General features: G+C 71.7%; 15 protein-coding genes. 10 read left to right on the top strand and 5 right to left on the bottom strand.

Annotation, left to right across the window (positions count from 1 at the left end):
- Window positions 1-7: 7 nt before the first annotated feature.
- The 5 genes from ilvN to FF100_RS12215 form a co-directional block, all read right to left on the bottom strand.
- Window positions 8-550 (bottom strand): acetolactate synthase small subunit, encoded by a 543-nt coding sequence (gene ilvN / locus FF100_RS12195; RefSeq protein WP_139035967.1) that lies wholly within the window; start codon window positions 548-550, stop codon window positions 8-10.
- A gap of 29 nt (window positions 551-579) precedes the next feature.
- Window positions 580-2,358 carry an acetolactate synthase 3 large subunit gene (locus FF100_RS12200; protein WP_139035968.1) on the bottom strand — a complete coding sequence of 593 codons (1,779 nt, stop codon included), beginning with the start codon at window positions 2,356-2,358 and terminating at the stop codon, window positions 580-582.
- A 256-nt stretch (window positions 2,359-2,614) separates the two neighbouring features.
- Window positions 2,615-3,160: a biotin transporter BioY gene (locus FF100_RS12205; protein WP_139035969.1), complete on the bottom strand. Its 546-nt coding sequence runs from the start codon at window positions 3,158-3,160 to the stop codon at window positions 2,615-2,617.
- A 29-nt stretch (window positions 3,161-3,189) separates the two neighbouring features.
- Complete coding sequence (locus FF100_RS12210; protein ID WP_139035970.1) at window positions 3,190-3,798, bottom strand: energy-coupling factor transporter transmembrane component T family protein; 609 nt, start codon at window positions 3,796-3,798, stop codon at window positions 3,190-3,192.
- Complete coding sequence (locus FF100_RS12215; protein WP_139035971.1) at window positions 3,795-4,469, bottom strand: energy-coupling factor ABC transporter ATP-binding protein; 675 nt, start codon at window positions 4,467-4,469, stop codon at window positions 3,795-3,797. Before FF100_RS12215 ends, FF100_RS12210 begins: the two co-directional genes overlap by 4 nt.
- A gap of 208 nt (window positions 4,470-4,677) precedes the next feature.
- On the opposite strand from FF100_RS12215, the gene FF100_RS12220 reads away from it, so the two are divergent.
- From FF100_RS12220 to FF100_RS12265, 10 genes are all read left to right on the top strand, one after another.
- On the top strand, window positions 4,678-5,145 hold the full coding sequence (locus FF100_RS12220) for a chemotaxis protein CheW (protein ID WP_342778996.1): 468 nt from the start codon (window positions 4,678-4,680) through the stop codon (window positions 5,143-5,145).
- A gap of 7 nt (window positions 5,146-5,152) precedes the next feature.
- Window positions 5,153-6,613, top strand: coding sequence for a CheR family methyltransferase (locus tag FF100_RS12225; RefSeq protein ID WP_171070136.1), 1,461 nt, complete (start codon window positions 5,153-5,155; stop codon window positions 6,611-6,613).
- Between the two features lie 33 nt (window positions 6,614-6,646).
- Window positions 6,647-7,240, top strand: a complete 594-nt coding sequence (locus tag FF100_RS12230; protein ID WP_246102043.1) for a chemotaxis protein CheW — start codon at window positions 6,647-6,649, stop codon at window positions 7,238-7,240.
- A gap of 34 nt (window positions 7,241-7,274) precedes the next feature.
- The gene (locus tag FF100_RS12235) at window positions 7,275-8,951 is read left to right on the top strand and encodes a methyl-accepting chemotaxis protein (protein WP_246102044.1); all 1,677 of its coding nucleotides are present in this window, start codon (window positions 7,275-7,277) and stop codon (window positions 8,949-8,951) included.
- A 10-nt stretch (window positions 8,952-8,961) separates the two neighbouring features.
- Window positions 8,962-11,259 carry a hybrid sensor histidine kinase/response regulator gene (locus tag FF100_RS12240; RefSeq protein ID WP_139035974.1) on the top strand — a complete coding sequence of 766 codons (2,298 nt, stop codon included), beginning with the start codon at window positions 8,962-8,964 and terminating at the stop codon, window positions 11,257-11,259.
- 17 nt (window positions 11,260-11,276) lie between these two features.
- Complete coding sequence (gene cheB / locus FF100_RS12245) at window positions 11,277-12,329, top strand: chemotaxis-specific protein-glutamate methyltransferase CheB (RefSeq protein ID WP_171070149.1); 1,053 nt, start codon at window positions 11,277-11,279, stop codon at window positions 12,327-12,329.
- Entirely contained in the window at window positions 12,326-14,056 is a 1,731-nt protein-coding gene (locus FF100_RS12250) for a response regulator (RefSeq protein WP_139035976.1), read from the top strand. Before cheB ends, FF100_RS12250 begins: the two co-directional genes overlap by 4 nt.
- A gap of 23 nt (window positions 14,057-14,079) precedes the next feature.
- The gene (locus tag FF100_RS12255; protein WP_171070137.1) at window positions 14,080-15,969 is read left to right on the top strand and encodes a response regulator; all 1,890 of its coding nucleotides are present in this window, start codon (window positions 14,080-14,082) and stop codon (window positions 15,967-15,969) included.
- Between the two features lie 327 nt (window positions 15,970-16,296).
- Window positions 16,297-17,520, top strand: coding sequence for an efflux RND transporter periplasmic adaptor subunit (locus FF100_RS12260; protein WP_139035978.1), 1,224 nt, complete (start codon window positions 16,297-16,299; stop codon window positions 17,518-17,520).
- A gap of 44 nt (window positions 17,521-17,564) precedes the next feature.
- Window positions 17,565-20,738: an efflux RND transporter permease subunit gene (locus FF100_RS12265; RefSeq protein WP_139035979.1), complete on the top strand. Its 3,174-nt coding sequence runs from the start codon at window positions 17,565-17,567 to the stop codon at window positions 20,736-20,738.
- The last annotated feature ends 257 nt before the right edge of the window (window positions 20,739-20,995 follow it).

Consider the following 20,995-nt stretch of genomic DNA (forward strand, 5'->3'; position numbering starts at 1 on the left):
CGAAACGCTACATCGCCTCCGGGCCACGGCCCATCGCGGCGACACCGGTCCGCGACACCTCGACCAGCCCCACCGACGCCATCAGCTTGACGAACCGGTCGATCTCGTCGGTCGAGCCGGTCAGCTCGAACACGAAGGACGAGAGCGTCGCATCGAGGGTACGGGCGCCGAAGGCCGCCGCGAGGCGCATCGCCTCGACCCGGTGCTCACCCTTGCCGGCCACCTTCACCAGCGCCAGCTCCCGCTCGAGCGAGTCGCCCTGAAGCGTCAGGTCGACCACCCGGTGCACCGGCACGAGGCGGTCGAGCTGGGCCTTGATCTGCTCGATCACCGCGTTGGTGCCCGCGGTCACGATGGTGATGCGCGAGATGTGCCGGGCCTGCTCGGTCTCCGAGACGGTCAGGCTCTCGATGTTGTAGCCGCGGCCGGAGAACAGGCCGGCGATGCGGGCGAGCACGCCGGGCTCGTTGTCGACGATGACCGCCAGGGTATGGCGGTTCACCGGCTCGACGCGGACCGGATCGGGGTAGTGGGTGTTCATGGCGTTCATCGTCCTAAACCCTGTAGACCCTTGCCCGCTCAGACCAGCATCTTGCCTTCGTCGGAGATCACGTCGCCCAGATCCGCCCCGGTCTCGCCGAGGTAGTCCGAGAGCAGCATCTCGTTATGCGCCTTGCCCGACGGGATCATCGGGAAGCAATTCTCGGTCTTGTCGACGATGCAGTCGAAGATGACCGGGCCGTCATAATCCAGCATTTCGGCGATCGCCGCGTCGAGGCTGCCGGGATCCGAGCAGCGGATGCCCTTGGCGCCGTAGGCCTCGGCGAGCTTGACGAAGTCGGGCAGGCTCTCCGAATAGCTCTCGGAGTAGCGCGAGCCGTGCAGCAGCTGCTGCCACTGGCGCACCATGCCCATATACTCGTTGTTCAGGATGAAGATCTTGACCGGCAGGCGGTACTGCACGGCGGTCGACATCTCCTGGATGTTCATCTGGATCGAGGCCTCGCCGGCGATATCGATCACCAGCGCGCCGCGATGGGCGAGCTGGGCGCCGATCGCCGCCGGCAGGCCGTAGCCCATCGTGCCCAAGCCCCCCGAGGTCATCCAGCGGTTCGGCTCGTCGAACTTGTAGTACTGCGCCGCCCACATCTGGTGCTGGCCGACCTCCGTGGTGACGTAGGTCTCGCGCCCCTTGGTCGCCTCATAGAGGCGCTGGACGGCGTATTGCGGCTTGATGGTGGTGCCCGACGGCCAGTAGCCGAGGCACTCGCGCGCCTTCCAGCCGCGGATCTTCGACAGCCACTCGGTCAGGCGGCCCTGGTCGGGCTCCGGCGTCACCGCCCGCCACTCGCGCAGCATGTCGCGGAGCACCGAGCCGCAATCGCCGATGATGCCGATATCGGCCTTGACGGTCTTGTTGATCGACGAGGCGTCGATATCGACGTGGATCTTCTTGGAGAAGGGCGAGAAGGCGTCGAGCCGGCCGGTGATGCGGTCGTCGAAGCGCGCGCCGATGCACACCATGACGTCGCATTCGTGCATCGCCAGGTTGGCCTCGTAGGTCCCGTGCATGCCCAGCATGCCGAGGAACTGCGGGTCCGAGCCGGGGAAGGCCCCGAGGCCCATCAGCGTCGAGGTGACCGGGAAGCCGGTGGCGCGGGCGAGCTCGCGCAGCAGCTCGGAGGCCTCGGGACCCGCGTTGATGACGCCGCCACCGGTATAGAAGACAGGCCGGCGCGCGCCGGCCATCAGCGCCACGGCGGCGCGGATCTTCTCCGGATCGCCCTGGGTCTGCGGGTTGTAGGTCTTGTGGCTGTTGTCGACCGGGCGGCGGTAGAGGCCGCTGGCGAACTGGATGTCCTTCGGCAGATCGATGACCACCGGGCCGGGCCGGCCGTGCGAGGCGACATAGAACGCCTCGTGCAGGATCCGCGGCAGGTCCTCGATCGATTTGACGAGGTAATTGTGCTTGGTGCAGCTGCGGGTGATGCCGACCGTGTCGCATTCCTGGAACGCGTCGGAGCCGATCAGGTGGGTCGGCACCTGGCCGGTGATGCAGACGAGCGGGACCGAATCGAGCAGCGCGTCGGTGAGGCCGGTGATGATGTTGGTGGCGCCCGGCCCCGAGGTGACGAGCACGCAGCCGACCTTGCCCGACGAGCGGGCATAGCCCTCGGCCGCGTGGACCGCGCCCTGCTCGTGCCGGACCAGGATGTGCTTCACCGTCTCCTGATGGAAGAGCGCGTCGTAGATCGGCAGCACCGCGCCGCCCGGATAGCCGAACAGGGTGTCGACACCCTGATCCTGAAACGCCCGGATCACCATCTCGGCGCCCGTCATGACCTCGCCCGCACTCATCGTCGCGCTCCGTTCCTTGGTCTTGTCCGCGCTCTCGGGTCCGTTTTACGCAACAAAAAAGGGCCCCGAAGGACCCTGCACGCGCCACCCCTGGGATGCCGGGCTTCTCAAGCCCGCCCCTTCGGTGGCGCCTCCGCTACAATAAGGACCGTACGCATGCTGCTCGAAAGCCTGCTGGTGAGAGAGTGGCGCGGACCCTACGCCGCTCGACCGGCAGGGTCAACCGGTTATCGATCCGCGCGTCGACGCTTGAACGTCAGCGGGGCTGCAGCGTCGGATAGGCCCGGCGCACGGCCCGCGCGATCAGCACCGCGAGCACGACCTTCACGGCATCGCCCGGCAGGAACCAGGCCGAGCCGATCGCCGCCTTGGCGAGGTCGATCCGGGCGACCGCGGCGATCCACGGGATGCCGACCGCGTAGGTGAGCACGATGCCGCCCAGCACCAGGATCAGCGCCTCCTTCCAGACGGTCAGCGCCTTCAGGTTGCGTTCGACCAGGAAGCCGATGACGAAGGCGGCGACCGGCCACATCAGCACGAAGCCGCCGCCCGGCCCCATGACGATGCCGAGCCCGCCGCGGCCGCCGGCCATCAGCGGCAGCCCGGCGCAGACCAGGACGACGAACAGGGCGAGCGCCGCGCCGCCGCGCTTCGCCCCGGCGATCGCGCCGGCGAGCATCGGCCCCATCGACTGCGCGGTGATCGGCACGCCGACGACCGGCAGGGTCACCGGCGGGAACAGGCCGAGGGCGGCGGTGAGGGCGGCGAAGAGCGCGACGAAGACGATGTCACGGGTCGACATGGGAGTCCTTGAACGAAGAGAGGAGCGTGTCAGCCGTCGGCCCGGTCGGGATCGTAGGACCGCGCGTCGATCGCCGCCGCGATGTCGTCGCTCATCTTCAGCATCCGCACGACGACCGGGACGGCGAGCGCCACCAGGCTGCCCTCCAGGCCGCGCGCCCGCTGGGCCTCGCGCACCTCGGCGGTGATGGCGGCGAGCACCGGGATGAAGCGCAAGGTGAGCGCGATGGCGAGCCCGACCTTCGCAGGGTTGGCGCCGAGCGGCCGCAACCAGGCGAGGCCGCGTTGCAGCGCCTCGATCAGGTCGGAGGACCGGGTGGTCAGGGTCACGAGGCCGGCGAGCAGCACCAGCGCCGCGAGGCGGGCGGCCACCAGCAGGCCGGCCTGCCAGCCGTCGAGGGCGAGCTGGACCAGGGCCAGGACCGCGAGGATCCAGGCGAGCGGCCGCAGCTGCGCCAGCACCAGCCGGGCCGGGATCGCGGCCAGGCCGTAGAGCAGACCCGCCCCTGCCAGCGCCGCGAGCGCGAAATCGAGACGCGGCCATGCGAACAGGATCGTGCCGGCCGCAACGAGCGTGAGAATTTTGGCGCCCGGCGGGCAGCGATGGACGGGGCTCCGTCCTGGGACGTACGGGGTCACGACATCCTCGCGACATAGGCCGGGAGCGCCGCCGCGGGCTTATCGTCGACGACGATGCGGCCATCCTCGAAGACCAGCACCCGGTCGAAATGCTCCAGGAAGGCGAGGTCGTGCGAGACGACGACCGCGCGCTGGGGCAGCGCATCGATGGCCTGCGCGATCCGGCGCTTGTTGCGCAGGTCGAGCAGCGTCGTCGGCTCGTCGAACACGATGACGTCCGGGGCCATCGCCAGCACGCCGGCGAGGGCGAGCAACTGCTTCTGCCCGCCGCTGAGCAGATGGGCCGGATGCTCGGCGAGATCCTGCAGGTCGTAGCGGCGCAGGGCCTCGTCGACGCGACGGGCGATCTCGTCCTTCGCCAGCCCGAGATTCTTGAGCCCGAAGGCGAGGTCCTCCGCCACCACCGGCAGCACGATCTGGTTGTCGGGATTCTGGAACACGAACCCGACCTTGCGGCGCACCGCCTTGCCGTCGCGGCGGGTGTCGAGCCCGTCGACCCGCACCGTGCCCCGGCTCGGCACCAGGAGGCCGTTGAGCAGGCGGGCGAAGGTGCTCTTGCCGCTGCCGTTGGCCCCGACCACCGCGATCCGCCGCTCCGTCAGGTCGAGGGTGAGGTCGCGCAGGACCTCGCGCTCCCCGAAGGCATGGCCGACCTGCCGGATCTCGATCATCGCCGGGGACGCTCCTGGTGTTTCGGCGGCGCCTCATAGCACCTCCGGCGCGGCGCGACAGGGCACGGGTCGGGTGATCAAGCCGGGTGGTTTGGCGGGCGGTTTGGAAAGTCGATCCGCCTCCCCTATCTGAGGCGCCATCCGCCGCGGCGGATCGGATTCCATCGATGCGGGGCGCGACGCGATGACGACCGGGACGGCTTACCTCTTGGTCGATATCGCCGGGACCGAGTGTGCCCTGCCGCGCCGGGCGGTGCGGGAGGTGCTGCCCCTGCCCCGCCTGTGGCGGCCGCCGGGCGCGCCGGCGGCGCTCGCGGGCTTCCTCAACCTGGCGGGCGCCGCAGTGCCGGTGCTCGACCTCGCGATCCTGTTCGGCCTCGGCCGAGCGGCGACGGCGCGGGCGGCGCTCTACCGCCACCTCGTCCTGCTCCACGGCGACACGCCCCTGGCGCTGATGGTCGACCGGGTCGCCGACGTGGCGCGGGTGGCGCCGGACCAGGTCCGGCCCGTCGCCGACGCGGCGACGCTGAACGGCTGCGTCGCCGCCGAGATCCGCGTGGGCGACCGGCTGGTGCACGGGCTCGCGGTCGACCGCATCCTGCTCGCCGAGGAGGAGGCCCGCCTCGCCGCGCAGACCCGGGACGCCCAGGCGCGGCTCGCCGAGTGGGCGGCCTGAGCCGGACATGGCGCTCTCACGGGGCACCGCCCCGGGCATCGGGATCTCGCGGGGCACCGCCCCGATGGGGGACCCGGCCTTCGCGGCGTTGAAGACGCGCCTCGTCGCCCGCACCGGCCACCATTACTACGCCGACAAGGACGATCTGCTGTGGGAGCGGGTCGGTCGGCGCATGCGCGCCCGGGGCATCGCGGAGCCCGCCGGCTACCTGGCGTTGCTCGAGGAGTCGGAGGCCGAGTGGGCGGCGCTCGAATCCGAGATCACCATCGGGGAGACGTTCTTCTTCCGCTACGCCGAGCAGTTCGCGGCCCTGCGCGGGACGATCCTCCCCGAGCGCATCGCCGCGCGGAGCGAGGAGCGGCGCCTGCGGATCTGGAGCGCCGGCTGCTCCACCGGCCCCGAGACCTACTCGGTCGGGATCGTGCTGCACGAATTGCTCGGCGAGCGCCTGCCCGACTGGCGCCTCGCGCTCACCGGCACCGACATCAACCGCGACGTGCTGGCGGTGGCACGGCGCGGGGTCTACGGCACCTGGGCCCTGCGCACCCTCGGGGCGGAGGAGCGCGGGCGCTACTTCCGGCCCGGACCGCGGGAAGGGACCTTCGCGCTCCGGCCGGAATACCGCGGCCTCGCCCGGTTCGAGCCGCAGAACCTGATGAGCCTTCTCGACGGCACCGCCTCCCTGGCGCTGACCGATTACGACCTCATCCTGTGCCGCAACGTCCTGATCTACTTCCACCCCGACGTGGTGCAGGCCCTGGTGCGGGCGCTGGCCCAGCGCCTGCGGCCGGGCGGCTGGCTGCTGCTCGGCCATGCCGAGCCGAACCCGTCCTTCTCCGAATTCCTCGACGCCATCTCCCTGCCGGGCACCGCCGCCTATCGTCGCCCGGAGGACGGCGCGCGGCCGGAGGCGCAGCCGTACCCGCCACCGAACCTCGCCGCGTTGCAGGTCCCGCCGGACCCGGCCCCGGCCCCGGACACCACCTGGGCGCCGCTGCTCCCGCCGAAGGCGACATCCCCCGCGGCACCGCCCGCTCCCGCGTCGAAGGCGGACTTGACGGCGGACTCGCCGCCGGGCCCGCTCGCCCTGGTCCGGTCGCTGGCCGATGCCGGCGACCTCGATGCGAGCTGGCGCGCCTGCCGGGCGGCTTTGGGGCAGGACCCGACCGATCCGCGCCTGCGCTACTACGAAGGCCTGCTCGCCCGCGCCCGGGCCCGTCCCGACGAGGCGGAGCGCGCCTTTCGCGGCGCGCTCTATCTCGATAAAGGCTTCATCATGGCCCATTACCACCTCGGGTTGACCCTGATCGCCGCCGGCCGAGGCGAGGCCGGCCAGCGCGCCGTGGCCAACGCGGTGCGGCTCGCGGCCGGCCTGCCCGGTGACGCGCCCCTGCCCGAGGGCGACGGGCTCAAAGCCGCCGACCTCGCCGGCGCCGCCCGGCCGCTCCTCGGCGACGAGGCCGCCTGATGCCCGAGACCGCCTGATGCCCGAGACTGCCTGATGCCGAAGACAGCCTCCGCCGCCGGGCCGCAGATGCCGGGCGACGCCTTGAGCGCCGAGCGGATCGACGCGATCCTCGATGACCGCACCCGCAGCCTCGCCGCCCGCGGCGCGACGCCCGAGGCGCGGCCGACCCGGGCCCTGCTTCTCTGCCGCGCCGGCACCGAGGCGGTCGGCCTGCCCCTGGAGGCGGTCGCCGAGGTGTTTCCGTTCCGCCCCTGCACCCCGGTGCCGGGCGCACCCGCCTCGCTCATCGGCCTGACCGGGCGGGGCGGCATCCTCATCAGCGTGGTCGATCTCGCGGCGGCGCTCGGTGCCGCGACGGCGCCCGCGGCGGGCGGCGGTCACGTCGTCGTCCTGCGCCGGGACGGCCCGCGCATCGGCCTCAGGGTCGAGCGCGTCCTCGCAGTCGCCGACGCCGCGTTGGAGGCCGGATCCGAGGGGCTGGGCAGGCGGGCGGTGGCGGGCTATGCCCGCGCCGCGCCGTCAGGCTCCCGTCCGGACGCGAACGTCACCGAGGCCGGCTTCGCGGTGATCGATGTGCCGGCCCTGCTGGCCCCGCTCCTCGCGGCCGGCCGCCCCTCGCCGGCCTGACCCGCCCGCCGCCTCCAGCCAAAGGGAACCCCGCGTGTCGCTCTCGATCGGGAACCGCATCCTCCTCGGCTTCGCCGCCGTCGTCCTGGTGATCGTGGCGCTCGGCGTCTACGCGGTCGGGCAGATCGGCGAGGTGCGCAACGCCACCGACATCATCGTCACCCGCGACCTGACGGTGATGCACCAGCTCGAGAACATCCGCGAGGCGCAGCGCCGGATGAGCGACCTGCGCGACGAGGCCACCACCCGCTACTACCTGCGGGCGCTCGGCCGCGAGCCGGCGACGAAGGAGGAGCCGGTGGTGACCTGGCGCCGCAACGCCGCCACCGCCGAGACCGCGCTCGCCGGCGCCGTCACCACCGCCAACGAGTACCGGGCCCAGTCGCTCTCGTCCGAGCGCGCCGCCGCCTGGCAGCGCATCTCCGAATTGCTGGTCGCCGCCGGCGCCGAATTGCGCACCACCCGTACCGCCACCGAGCGCCAGTTCGAGGCGATCGCGGCCAACGACGTGCCGGGCATCCAGGCGGCCGAGACCGCCCTCGACCAGTCGGGCGAGAATTTCGTGCGCACCATGGCGGCCGCCCGCGAGGCCCTCAACGGCGCGATCACCGCCGGCCAGCGCCGGGTCGGCGCGATCTACGAGGAGAGCCGGCTGTCGACCCTGGCGGCGCTCGCGGTCTGCGTCGTGATGGCCCTCGTCATCACCGTGCTGATCCGCCGCTCGGTGGTGCAGCCCCTTGATGCGGTTATGGCCTTCGTCGGCAAGGTCGGGAGCGGCGACCTCACCGGCCGCATCGCCGATTCCCGCCGCGACGAGCTCGGGCGGCTCGGCGGCGTCCTCAACCAGATGGTCGAGGGCCTGCGCCAGCTCGCGAGCCAGAACCGCGCCTCGACCTCGAACCTCAACGCCGCCGCGGCCGAGATCCGCGCCTCGGCCCAGGAGCAGGCCGCCAGCGTCGAGGAGCAGTTCGCCGCCGTGCAGGAGACCGCCGCGACGGTCGACGAGATCACCCATGCCGGCGCCCAGATCGGCAAGCGCGCCCAGGAGGTCATCGCCACCGCCCAGGCCACTGCCCAGACCTCGAGCGCCGGCCTGCGCGCCGTCGACGAGACCGCGAAGGCGATGGACGCGATCCGCGAGCAGAGCGAGGCGGTCGCCGAGAACATCGTCAGCTTGAGCGAGAAGACGCAGGCCATCGGCGAGATCATCGCCACGGTCAACGACGTCTCGGAGCGCACGCACCTCCTGGCGCTCAACGCCGCCATCGAGGCGGCGGCGGCGGGCGAGAGCGGGCGCAGCTTCGCGGTGGTGGCCTCCGAGATGAAGGCGCTCGCCGACCAGGCCAAGGAGGCGACCGGCCAGGTGCGGGCGATCCTCGGCGACATCCAGCGCGGCATCAACGCCTCGGTGATGCTGACGGAGGAGGCGGTCAAGCGCGTGGCGGTCGGCAAGGAGCGCACCGACACCACCCATGCGACGATCGAGGAGATCACCGCCCGGGTGCAGGAGAGCGTGCAGACCTTCCAGCAGATCGTCGCCTCCACCAACCAGCAGCAGCTCGGCATCGAGCAGGTGATGGGCGCGCTCCAGAACATCCGCCAGGCGAGCCAGCAGACCGCCGCCGGCACGCGCCAGGTCGAGGCCGCCGCCGCCAACCTGAGCGAGCTGGCGAGCGCCCTCCTGGCGCTCGCCGAGCGCTACCGGCTCTGACCCGGTTCCGATGGACGATATCCGCCAGCTCCTCCTCGCGGCCTTCGACGTCGAGCACCGCGAGCATCTCGCGGCGATCCGGACGGCCCTCGCCGCCGCCGAGGCGGGCCGGCCGGCGGACTGGAACGACGTCTTTCGCCGCGCCCACAGCCTGAAGGGCGCGGCGCGAGCCGTCGACCTGCCGGCCGTGGAGGAGGTGGCCCACCGGCTGGAGGCCCTGTTCGACCGGGTGGTGCAGGACCGCGCCGGCCTCGACCGGGCGACCGCCCGCGTGGTCGATCTCGCCCTCGACCGGATCGAGGGCCTGGTCGCGGGGCTGGCGGAGACGCCGGAGCCCGAGGCGCCGGCCGACGCCATCGCGGCCCTCGATGCCTGCCTGTCCGGCGCGGCGGTCCCGCAGGCCGATCCCGAGCCCCAGCCGAAGCCCGAGCCCGCACCGGAGCCGAAGCCGGATCCTAGGCCGGAAACCAAGCCCGAGCCGGCCCCGCCCCCGCCGGAGGGCGCCGTCTCCTACCTGCGCATCGCCAGCGATCAGGTCGAGGCCCTGTCGAAGGCGGTGCACGATCTCACCGCCGTGCTCCAGGGCCAGGAGACCATCGGGGTCTCGGTGGCGAGCCTCGAATCCGGGGCCCGGACCCTGCGGCGCAGCGTCGACACGGTGCAGGGCCGCACCGGCGAGATGGTGGCGCTGGCTCGCCGCCTGCGCGAGGCCGGCGACCCGGCGGGCATCGCCCTCGACGGCTTCGTCGACCGGGTGCGCCGCCTCGACGACGATCTGCGGGGCGTGATCCGCGGCATCTCGGGGCTCGCCCGGGTGCAGAGCCGCAGCACCGGGGCCGTCGATTCGGCGTTGCGCCGCCTGCGCGACGATGCCGACCGCCTGCTCCTCGTCCCGGCCGAGACGGTGTTCGGCGGCTACGGCCGGATGGTGCGGGAGATCGCCCGCGAGGCGGGCCTCGCCGTCGAGGTGCGGCTCCAGGGCCTCGACCTCCAGGTCGATCGCGGCCTGCTCCAGGCCCTCAAGGATCCGGTGCTGCACGCCCTGCGCAACACGATCAGCCACGGCGCCGAGCCGGCGGAGGCCCGCCGGGAGGCGGGGAAGACGGAGGCGCTCTCCGTCACCCTGTCGGTCGCCTCGAAGGGCAGCCAGCTCGTCGTGACGATCCGCGACGACGGCCGCGGCCCGGATCTCGGCCGCATCCTCGAGACCGGACGGCGTCAGGGGCTGGTGGAGCCCGGGGCCGAGCCCGACCGGGACGCGGTCCTCGACCTCGTCTTCGCGCCGGGCTTCTCCACGGCCGCCGCGATCGACCGGATCGCCGGGCGCGGCATGGGCCTGTCGGTGGTGGCGGAGGCCGCGCGGTCCTTGCGCGGCCGGGCCTCCCTCCGGCCCGCCGCGCCGTCCGGCACCGAGGTGACGATCACCGTGCCGCTCTCGGCCGCGCGCCAGCCGGTGCTGCTCGTCGAGGCGGTCCTGGCGACCGGCGCGGCGCCCCAGACCTTCGCCCTGCCGAGCGGTGCCGTCGCGCAATTGCTGCGGCTGTCCCCCCGCGACCTCGCTTCCGTGGGGGGCGAGCCGGCAGCACGGATCAAGCAGGGGGGACGGGACGTTGTCGTCCCGCTCGTTCCCCTCGCGTCGCTCCTCGGATCCGGTGTCGCTCCTCTTCCCCTCCGTGACGGCCTCGTCCGCGCCGTGCTCCTGCGCTGCGGCCCCTCGCTCTGTGCGCTGGCCGTCGATCGCCTGCTCGACGTGCGGGTCCTCCTCGTCGGCCCGGCCCCGCCCCTCGGCGGCGATCCCGCGCTGATGTCCGGCACCGTGATGCTCGCCGACGAGACCCCCGCCCTGGTGCTCGACCCCGACGGCCTGTGCGCCCGCGCCCGGGTCGGCGGCCTGGTGGCGGCCTCGCCCGCGGCCGCCCCGGAGCGAGGGCGGAAGCGCACCCGTACGGTGCTGGTGGTCGACGATTCGATCACCACCCGGACCCTGGAGAAGAGCATCCTGGAGGCGCATGGCTACCGGGTCTTCGTCTGCGTCGACGGCCAGGACGCCCTCGACCGCCTGCGCCGGGACGGCCCGGAGGTGGACGTGGTGGTGGCCGACGTCGAGATGCCCCGCCTCGACGGGTTCGGCCTGCTCCGGTCGATCAAGGCGGATCCGGGCTTGACGCGGCTGCCGGTGATCCTGATGACCTCCCGCGGCGATCCCGCCGACATCCGCCGCGGCCTCGATCTCGGCGCCGACGCCTACCTCACCAAGCAGAAGTTCGACCAGCGCGAGCTTCTCGATACGATCGGTCAGCTGCTGTGAGCCCGCCTATCCGCGTCATGCTGGTGGAGGATTCGCTGGTGGTGCGCCAGCTCCTCGCCCACATCGTCAGCCGCGATCCCCGCCTCGCCCTCGCGGCCGCGGTCGATTCCGGCGAGGAGGCCCTGCGGGAGATCCACCGGGTCCAGCCCGACGTGATCTCGATGGATATCCGCCTGCCGGGCATCGACGGACTCGAGACCACCCGGCGGATCATGGCCGAGCGGCCGACCCCGATCGTGGTCGTCGCCGACGCGATCGAGGATTCCTCGCTCAAGATCTCGATGAACGCCCTGCGGGCCGGCGCGCTCAGCGTGGTCGAGAAGCCGGTCGGCACCGGGCACCGCGCCTACGAGGCGATCGCCGACCAGATCTGCACCCAGCTGCGGATCATGAGCCAGGTGCCGGTGATCCGGCGCCGGCCGATCGGGTCGGAGCGATTGGCGACGCCGCGGGACGAGACCCGCGGGCCGGCCGCCCCGATCCCGGCGACCCAGGCCCCGAGCCTGCTGGCGGTGGCCGCCTCCACGGGCGGGCCACCGGCCTTCGCCAAGCTGCTCGGCGCCCTCCCGGCGGATTTCCCGCTTCCGGTGCTCCTCGTCCAGCATATGGGCGCGGCCTTCATGGAGGGCTTCGCCGACTGGCTCAACGGCGTCGTGCCGCTCGCGGTCGGCCTCGCCCGTGAGGGCGTACGGCCTCAGGCAGGCCACGTTTACGTCGCGCCCGGCGACCGCCACCTCGCCCTCAGCCCCGGCGGGCTCATGACCCTCCTCGACGAGGCGCCGGTCGGCGGGCAGCGGCCCTCCGCCACGGTCTTGTTCCGCTCCGTCGCCCGCTCGGCCGGGCCGCGGGGCTTCGGCGTGCTCCTCACCGGCATGGGCGAGGACGGCGCCGCCGGCCTCCTCGACATGCACCTCGCGGGCGCCGCCACCATCGCCGAGCACGAGAGCTCGGCCGTCGTCTACGGCATGCCGGCGGCGGCGGTGCGCCTCAAGGCGGCCGGCAGCGTGCTGCCCCTCGACCTGATCGCCCCGCGCATCCTGCGGGCGGCCCAGCCGGGCCTGTCCCCGTGACCGTCTCAGCAGCACAGGCGAGCCCGCCCCGCATCCTGCTGGTCGAGGATTCCGAGACCCAGGCGCTGCAGCTGCGCCTGTTCCTGGAGCGCAGCGGCTTTGCGGTGGTGCGCCACGCCACCGCGGAAGCCGCGCTCGACGCGATGAATCACGGCCTGCCCGACCTCGTGGTGGCGGATTACCACCTGCCCGGCATGAACGGCGACGAGCTGACCCGGCAGATGCGGCTTGCGCTTCGCACCCGGGCGACGCCGGTGCTGATGCTGACCGAGGCGAGCGGCCGCGACATCGAGCGCCAGGGCCTGGAGAGCGGCGCCGACGCCTACGTGCCGAAATCCGCCGACCGCGACCTCCTGCTGCTGCGCATCCGCGCGCTGTTGCGCGAGCGCGCCGCGGTCCCGGCGGACGAGCCGGGCCGCCCGGCGAGCTTCCGCCGTGCCCGCATCCTGGTCGTCGACGGCTCGGCCACCTTCCGGGCCTTTCTCGCCGCGCTGCTGGCCCAGGAGGGGCACGAGGTCGTCACCGCCGAGGGACCCGACCAGGCGATGGCCGCCCTCGACGCCCCGGGCGAGGGGTTCGACTGCGTCACGGTCGATCTCCTGGGCAGCGGCTTCGACGCCATCGCGCTGTGCCGCCGGATCGACACCCTCCGGGGCGCCGCCACCGGCGCGGGCGCGCCGGGCTTCTACCTCGTCGGCATCGGCTCGGCGGCCTCGTCGAGCAAGGACCTGCTGGTCGAGGCGTTCTCGGCCGGGGCCGACGACGTGGTCGCCAAGGGAGCCGATGCCGACCTGCTGGCGATCCGGGTGCGCACGCTGGTGCGCCGCAAGCTCCTGGAGGAGGACGACCGCCGGGTCGCCGACGAGGTGCGCCGCCACGCGCTCGCGGCCGAACGCGCCCAGGCCGAGGCCACCGCCGCCGAGGCGAAGGCGGCGCTCGCCGGCGCGCTGGCGCAGGCCAACCACGACCTCGAACAGGCCAATCACCGCCTGAAGGACACCCAGGCCAAGCTGGTCCAGGCCGCCAAGATGGCCTCGCTCGGCGAATTGGTCGCCGGCATCGCCCACGAGATCAACAATCCGCTGGCCTTCATCCTCGCCCATCAGGGCACGGTCGAGCGGCTGATCGGCGAGGTCGCCGGCTCGGTGGCGGAAGGCACGCCCTCCCGCCGCGCCCTCGACAAGGCGCGCGACCGGGTCGGCTCGATGCGCCTGGGCCTGTCGCGGATCCAGGACCTCGTCGTCAACCTGCGCAAGTTCTCGCGCCTCGACGAGGGCGAGATGCAGACCGTCAACGTGCCGGACGCGATCGAGAACGTGCTGGCGCTGATCCAGCACAAGCTCGGCAGCCGGATCGCGATCCGCAAGGAGTTTTCCGGCGCTCCCGAGATCTGCTGCTCGCCGGCCCTGCTCAACCAGGTGGTGATGAACATCCTCGGCAACGCCGCCGACGCGATTCCCGGCGACGGCACCATCACGATCGAGACCGCGATCCGCGACGACCACGACGTCATCCGGATCTGCGATACCGGCCCGGGCGTGCCGGAAGACCTGCGTGAACGGATCTTCGAGCCGTTCTTCACGACCAAGCCCGTCGGATCCGGCACCGGGCTCGGTCTCGCCATTGCCTACAGCGTCGTGCAGGCGCATAGCGGACAGATCTCGGTCGAATCCGCGCCTGAAGGAGGAGCCTGCTTCGTGATCAGCATTCCGCGGCGGGCCGCATGACCGTGGGCGCAACGAGCGAGGCGATGTATCCAACCGTGCGCGGGACGATCCTGGCGGTCGACGACGAGCCGGATATTCTGGTCGCCCTCGAGGATCTGCTCGAGGACGAATACCGGGTGCTCACCACCAGCCGGCCGGCCGAGGCCCTGGAGCTGATCGCCTCCGAGCCCGACATCGACGTCATCCTGTCGGACCAGCGCATGCCCGGCCTGACCGGCGACGCCCTGCTGGCCCAGGCCCGGGAGATCTCGGACGCGCAGGCGATCCTGCTCACCGGCTATGCCGACATCTCGGCGGTGGTCTCGGCGCTCAACCGCGGCGGCATCACCGGCTACGTCACCAAGCCGTGGGACCCGTCGCTCCTGCGCAACGCGGTGCGCAGCGCCTATGAGCGCCACCGGCTCGCCCGCGAGCTCGCCACCGAACGCGCCCTGCTGCGCGGCCTCCTCGATCATTCCGGCGACGCGATCGCCTTCAAGGACACCGACGGGCGCTACCTGCGCCTGAACGCCCGCATGGCGGCGCGCCTGGCTGCGCCCTCGGTCGAGACCTGCCTCGGCCGCCGCGAGGCCGAGTTCGCCGTACCCGGGAGCGAGGCCGCCGAAGCCGCAGACCGGGCCGCCATCGCGTCCGGCGCGCCGACCGAGATCGTGGTCGGGGGCGCCGAGACGGCACAGGGCGCGAACGCGGAACGCTGGAGCCAGGTCACCCGGGTGCCGATCCGCGACGAGGCCGGCGCCGTCGTCCACCTGGCGGTGATCGAGCGCGACATCACCGAGCAGCGCCTGCTCGAGGGGCGCTTGCGCCAGGCCGACAAGATGCAGGCCCTCGGCACCCTCGCGGGCGGCGTCGCGCACGACTTCAACAACCTGCTCACCGCGATCCTCGGCAGCCTGGAACTCGCCCTGCCCAAGGTGGCGGGCGACGCGCGGCTGACGCGGCTGATGACCAACGCCGCCCAGGCGGCGCAGCGCGGCGCGGCGCTGACCAAGCGTCTCCTCACCTTCAGCCACCGCCGCGACCTCCAGGCCCGCGTCGTCGACCTCAACGCGGTGATCCGCGGCATGGACGACCTGCTCGGGCGGAGCCTGGGCGGCTTCGTGCAGGTCGAGCACGCCTTGAGCGACGACCTCTGGCCGGCCAAGGTCGATCCCGACCAGCTCGAACTCGCGATCCTCAACCTCTGCATCAATGGCCGCGACGCGATGCCGGAAGGCGGCATCGTCGTGCTCTCGACCCGCAACGAGAGGGTCAGCGGCAGTACCGACCCGAACCTCAAGGACGGCGACTACGCGGTGACCGCGATCCGCGACACCGGCACCGGCATCCCGCCGGAAATCCTCGGCCGGGTGTTCGAGCCGTTCTTCACCACCAAGGGCGTCGGCCAGGGCACCGGCCTCGGCCTCGCCATGGTGTTCGGCCTCGTCCAGCAATCCGGCGGCACGATCCGCATCGACAGCGAGGTCGGGCGCGGCACCACGGTCCTGCTCTACCTGCCGCGGTCGCACGAGTCGGTGGAAGCCGTGTCCGCCGCAAAGGCGGTGCCCGCCCCGGCCTCGCGCCGGGCCCGGGTCCTGGTGGTCGACGACGATCCCCAGGTCCGCCACGTCACCGCCTCGTTCCTCAACGGCTTCGGCTACGACGAGGCCGAGGTGCCGAGCGGCGAGGCGGCCCTGGAACGGCTGGCGGCGGAGCGGTTCGACATCGTGGTCGCCGATCTGGCGATGCCGGGCATGAGCGGAATCGACCTCGCCGAGGAGGTGCGCCGGCGCTGGCCCGCCCTGCCGTTCCTGCTCGTCACCGGCCACGCCGAGGCGGCCCGGATCCCGGCGGATTTCTCGGTGCTGGAGAAGCCCTTCCCCTCCGCCGACCTGGCGGCCCGGGTGGCGGCGCTGCTCGCGCCGGAAGGGTGAGTTTCGCAAGCCGGGCGATCGCCGCGGCATGTCGGCTCGGTCCTGCCGACTCGGCACTTCCGTCGATATCCCCCCGCATCGTCCCGGGTTCCGCTGTGCGGCCCCGGGACGATGCGGAGAGCGCGAGGTCCGTCGGGAGATTCGCCCGATCGAGGGCGGGATGGACGGCAAAGTGTCTCACCGACGGCACGGTAGAGCCGAAATCATCCAGCCTCCGCCGTCGTTCACGCTTGCGTCAGCAAGTTTTGCGAAGTGTTGCCCCACGATTGCCGAACGGTCGTCCCCGCTTTAAGGCAGCGGCGCGCCTGACGAAGAGTGTGACACGCGATGCCCCGGACGCTGAGACCGAGCCTTCAGATCGTCGTCCTGGCCGTCGTGGCCGCAGGCGCGGTCTTCGCCTACACCGCCCTCCGCCCGGCCCACCGCCAGGAGGCGATCGCCACCTTCGCGGACGTGCCGGCCCGCAAGCCCAACAGCGGCTTCACCCTGACGGCGTCGCAGCTCGCCACGGTGACGAGCGAGCCGGTGGTCAAGCGCCAGTTCTTCGAGGAGATCGCCACCGAGGGCAAGATCAGCGTCGACGAGTACATGGCGACGCCGGTCTTCTCGCCCTATCCGGGCCGGGTCATCGCGATCTTCGTCCGCACCGGCGACCAGGTGAAGCGCGGCCAGCCCTTGTTCTCGGTCCAGGCCAACGAGATGGTGCAGGCCCAGAACGATTATCTCGCGGCGCTCAACGTGCTCAACAAGAGCCGCTCGCAGCTCACCTTCGCGCAGGCCGCCGAGAAGCGGCAGCGCGACCTCTACGAGACCCGCACCACCACGCTGCGCGAGCTGCAGGTGGCCCAGAACGACCTCACATCGGCCAGCAACGACAACCGCACCGCCGAGGTCGGGCTCGAGGCGGTGCGCAACCGCCTGCGCATCCTCGGCCTGCGCGACGAGGACATGTCCGCCCTCTCGAAGGGCTCGGCGATCAACCCCGACACGCCCATCAACGCACCGCTCAGCGGCACCATCATCCAGCGCAAGATCGGCCCGGGGCAGTATGTCGGCTCGGGCGGCGAGCCGCCCTACACCATCGGCGACCTGTCGAAGGTCTGGCTGGTGGCGCAGCTGCGCGAGGCCGACGCGGCGAAGGTCGAGATGAACGAGAAGATCGCCTTCCGCGTGCCGGCCCATCCGGACCGCACCTTCGAGGGCCGGATCAACTTCATCGGCACCTCGGTCGACCCGGCGACCCGGCGCATCACCGTGCGGGCCGAGATCGACAACCGCCAAGGTCTGCTCAAGCCCGAGATGTATGCCAGCGTCCGCATCATCAACGAGCGCGAGAGCCTGTCCCATGCCGTGCCCCGCGCCGCGGTGATCCTGGAAGGCAACAAGGCCAGCGTCTGGGTGCTCAAGCCCGACAACTCGGTCGAGAGCCGGCCGATCAAGCCCGGCATCGTCGACGGCACCACCGTCGAGATCCTCGACGGCCTGAAGGAGGGCGAGCGGGTGATCTCCCGCGGCTCGCTCTTCATCGACCGGATGTCGACCCAGAGCTGACGCTCGTCCCTCCCCTTCGATCCCGAACCTTCGGATAATCGGCCATGACCGGCATCGTCGGCCTCGCCCTGCGCCAGCGCGCCCTCGTCGTCCTGGCCTTCGTGGCCCTGATGATCGGCGGCCTCGCGGCGTTCCAGAGCCTCAACATCGAGGCCTATCCCGACCCGACGCCGCCGATGGTGAACGTCATCACCCAGGCGCCGGGCCTCTCGGGCGAGGAGATCGAGCGCTACATCACGGTGCCGATCGAGGTGATCACCTCGGGGCTCCCCGACCTGAAGCAGGTCCGCACCGTCTCGCTCTACGGCCTGTCCGACGTGAAGCTGCAATTCGGCTTCGCCAACAGCTACCGCGAGGCCGAGCAGCAGGTCCTCAACCGCCTCGCCCAGCTCGACGGGCTGCCGAACGGCGCCAAGCCGACGATCTCGCCGGTGAGCCCGATCGGCGAGATCTTCCGCTACAAGCTCGTCGCGCCGGACGGCTACAGCGTGCTCGACCTGAAGACGTTGCAGGACTGGGTCCTGCGCAAGCGCTTCCGCGCCGTGCCGGGCGTCATCGACGTGATCGGCTGGGGCGGCAAGACCAAGACCTTCGAGATCGGCGTCGACCTCGACCGGCTGATGGCCCATGGCCTGACCCTGTCGGGCGTGGTCAAGACCCTCAACGACAGCAACCTCAATGTCGGCGGCAACCGCATCACCCTGGGCAGCCAATCGGCGGTGGTGCGGGGCGTCGGCCTGATCCGCTCGGTCGACGACATCGGCGAGACCGTGCTGTCGCAGTCCGGCGGCGCGCCGGTGCTGGTGAAGGACGTCGCCACCATCACCATCGGCCACCAGCCGCGGCTCGGCATCGCCGGGATGAACGACGACGACGACATCGTCCAGGGCATCGTGCTGATGCGCCGCGGCGAGCGCTCGACCCCGTCGATCGAGGCGGTGAAGGCCGAGGTGGCGAAGATCGAGGCCGCCGGCATCCTGCCGCCGGGGGTGAAGATCGAGCGCATCTACGACCGCGCCGACCTCATCGCCGTCACCACCCACACCGTCCTGCACAACATGATGGTCGGGATCCTGCTGATCCTGGTGGTGCAGTGGCTGTTCCTCGGCAACCTGAGGAGCGCGATCATCGTCGTCGCGACGATTCCGTTCGCGCTGTTCTTCGCCGTCATCATCCTGGTGGTGCGGGGCGAATCCGCCAACCTGCTGTCGGTCGGCGCGCTCGATTTCGGCCTGATCGTCGACGGCACCGTGATCATGGTCGAGGCGATCTTCCGCCGCCTGTCCGGCCACGGCCCGCCGCTGCCGCATGCCCTTGCCGGCGCCAAGGGGATGCCGAGGAAGCTCGGGCTGATCTCGCTCGCCTCCTCGGATGTCAGCCGCTCGATCGTCTTCGCCGCCATCATCATCGTCACCGGCTTCCTGCCGCTGTTCACGCTGTCGGGCGTCGAGGGCAACATCTTCGGGCCGATGGCCCAGACCTACGCCTACGCGCTGGCCGGCGGCCTCATCGCCACTTTCACGGTGACGCCGGTCCTCTCGGCCTACCTGCTGCCGGAGCACATCGACGAGGTCGAGACGATCCTGGTCCGGGCCCTCGACCGGGCCTACCGGCCGGTGATCCGGGCGGCGCTCGGCCACCGCATCCTGACGCTCGGCGTCGCCGGCCTGATCTTCGCCGGCGTCGCGGTGGAGGGGCGCAACCTCGGCCTCGAATTCCTGCCGAAGCTGGAAGAGGGCAACCTCTGGATCCGCGCCACGATGCCGGCGACGATCTCGCTCGAGGAGGGCAACCTGTACGTCAACCGGATCCGCCGGGTGATCGCCGAGGTGCCGGAGGTCGAGCGCGTGGTCTCGCAGCACGGCCGCCCCGACGACGGCACCGACGCCGCCGGCTTCTTCAACGGCGAGTTCTTCGCGCCGCTCAAACCCGCCGAGCAGTGGCGCGAGGGGATGAGCAAGGACGCGATGACCGGCGCCCTGCTGGAGCGGCTGCGGACCGAGTTCCCGGGCGTCGAGTTCAACCTGTCGCAGTATCTCCAGGACAACGTCGCCGAGGCGGTCTCCGGCATCAAGGGCGAGAACTCGTTCAAGGTGTTCGGGCCCGACCTGCAGACGCTCACCGACGTGGCGCGCCAGGTCGAGGCGGTGCTGAAACGGGTGCCCGGCGTCACCGATCTCGGCGTCTTCACCTCGCTCGGCCAGCCGACGGTGCAGATCAACGTCGACCGGGTGCGCGCCGCCCGCTACGGCCTCACCCCCGGCGACATCAACACCACGGTGCGCACCGCCGTCGGCGGCGACGCGGCGGGCGAGCTCTACGACACCGGCAGCGAGCGCCACTACCCGATCGTCGTGCGCCTCGCCTCGCAGTACCGCCAGAGCGTCCGCGCCATCCGCGAATTGCGCATCGCGGGGCAGAACCAGAACGGGGTGAACGTCCAGATCCCGTTGAGCGCCGTCGCCGACGTCGAGGTGGTGTCCGGCCCGGCCTACATCTACCGCGAGGGCCAGGAGCGCTACCTGCCGGTCAAGTTCAGCGTGCGCGACCGCGACCTCGGCAGCACCATCATCGAGGCCCGCGAGCGGGTCGCGCAGGAGGTGAAGCTGCCGCCCGACTATCGGCTCGAGCTGGTGGGCGAGTTCAACAACATGCAGGGGGCGCTGGCCCGCCTCTCGGTCACCGTGCCGCTGGCGATCCTGCTGATCGCGGTGCTGCTCTTCGTCAATTTCGGCTCGCTCGTCGACACGCTGCTGGCGCTCAGCGTGATCCCAATGGCGGTGGCCGGCGGCATCGTGGCGCTCGCCGTCACCGAGACGCCGTTCTCGGTCTCGGCGGCGATCGGCTTCATTGCCCTTCTCGGCATCGCCGTGATGGACGGCATCATCGTCCTCACCCACTACAACGCCCTGCTCGCCCGCGGCGAGGCGCGGGCCGAGGCGATGCTGAAGACCTGCTACACCCAGATGCGCCCGGTGGTGATGACCTGCGTCGTCGCCGGCGTCGGCCTGCTGCCCGCCGCCTTCTCGCAAGGCGTCGGCTCGCAGGTCCAGAAGCCGCTCGCCCTGGTGGTGGTCGGCGGCATGAGCCTGGCGCCGCTCCTGATCCTGATCATCCTGCCGGTGCTGATCCTGCTGTTCTCCCGCCGGCGTCCGGCCGCGGTCCCGGTGCCGGCGGAGCACGGCGCGCCAGCGCCGGCCGGCGCCGCGGTCCACTGATCCCGCCGCGCCGTCGAACGGATCAGTTCGACGGCGCAAGGCAAGTCCGAACGGGCACCGGCGCCGATGCGCCGGACGCCGTGGCATCGACGTGTCGATGCAAGGCGCGAGGGTATGAGACGGGAGCCGCCTGACAGCGCCGATGGCCTCGTGTAGAGGGCGTCGGTGACGCAGCGGAGGGCGACGGTTTGGCCGATCAGGACAGGGGCGAGGCCCAGCCGCGGCGGATCGGCCGGCGCGCCTTTCGGGCACGGATG

Source organism: Methylobacterium terricola, from assembly GCF_006151805.1.
Classification (GTDB): domain Bacteria; phylum Pseudomonadota; class Alphaproteobacteria; order Rhizobiales; family Beijerinckiaceae; genus Methylobacterium; species Methylobacterium terricola.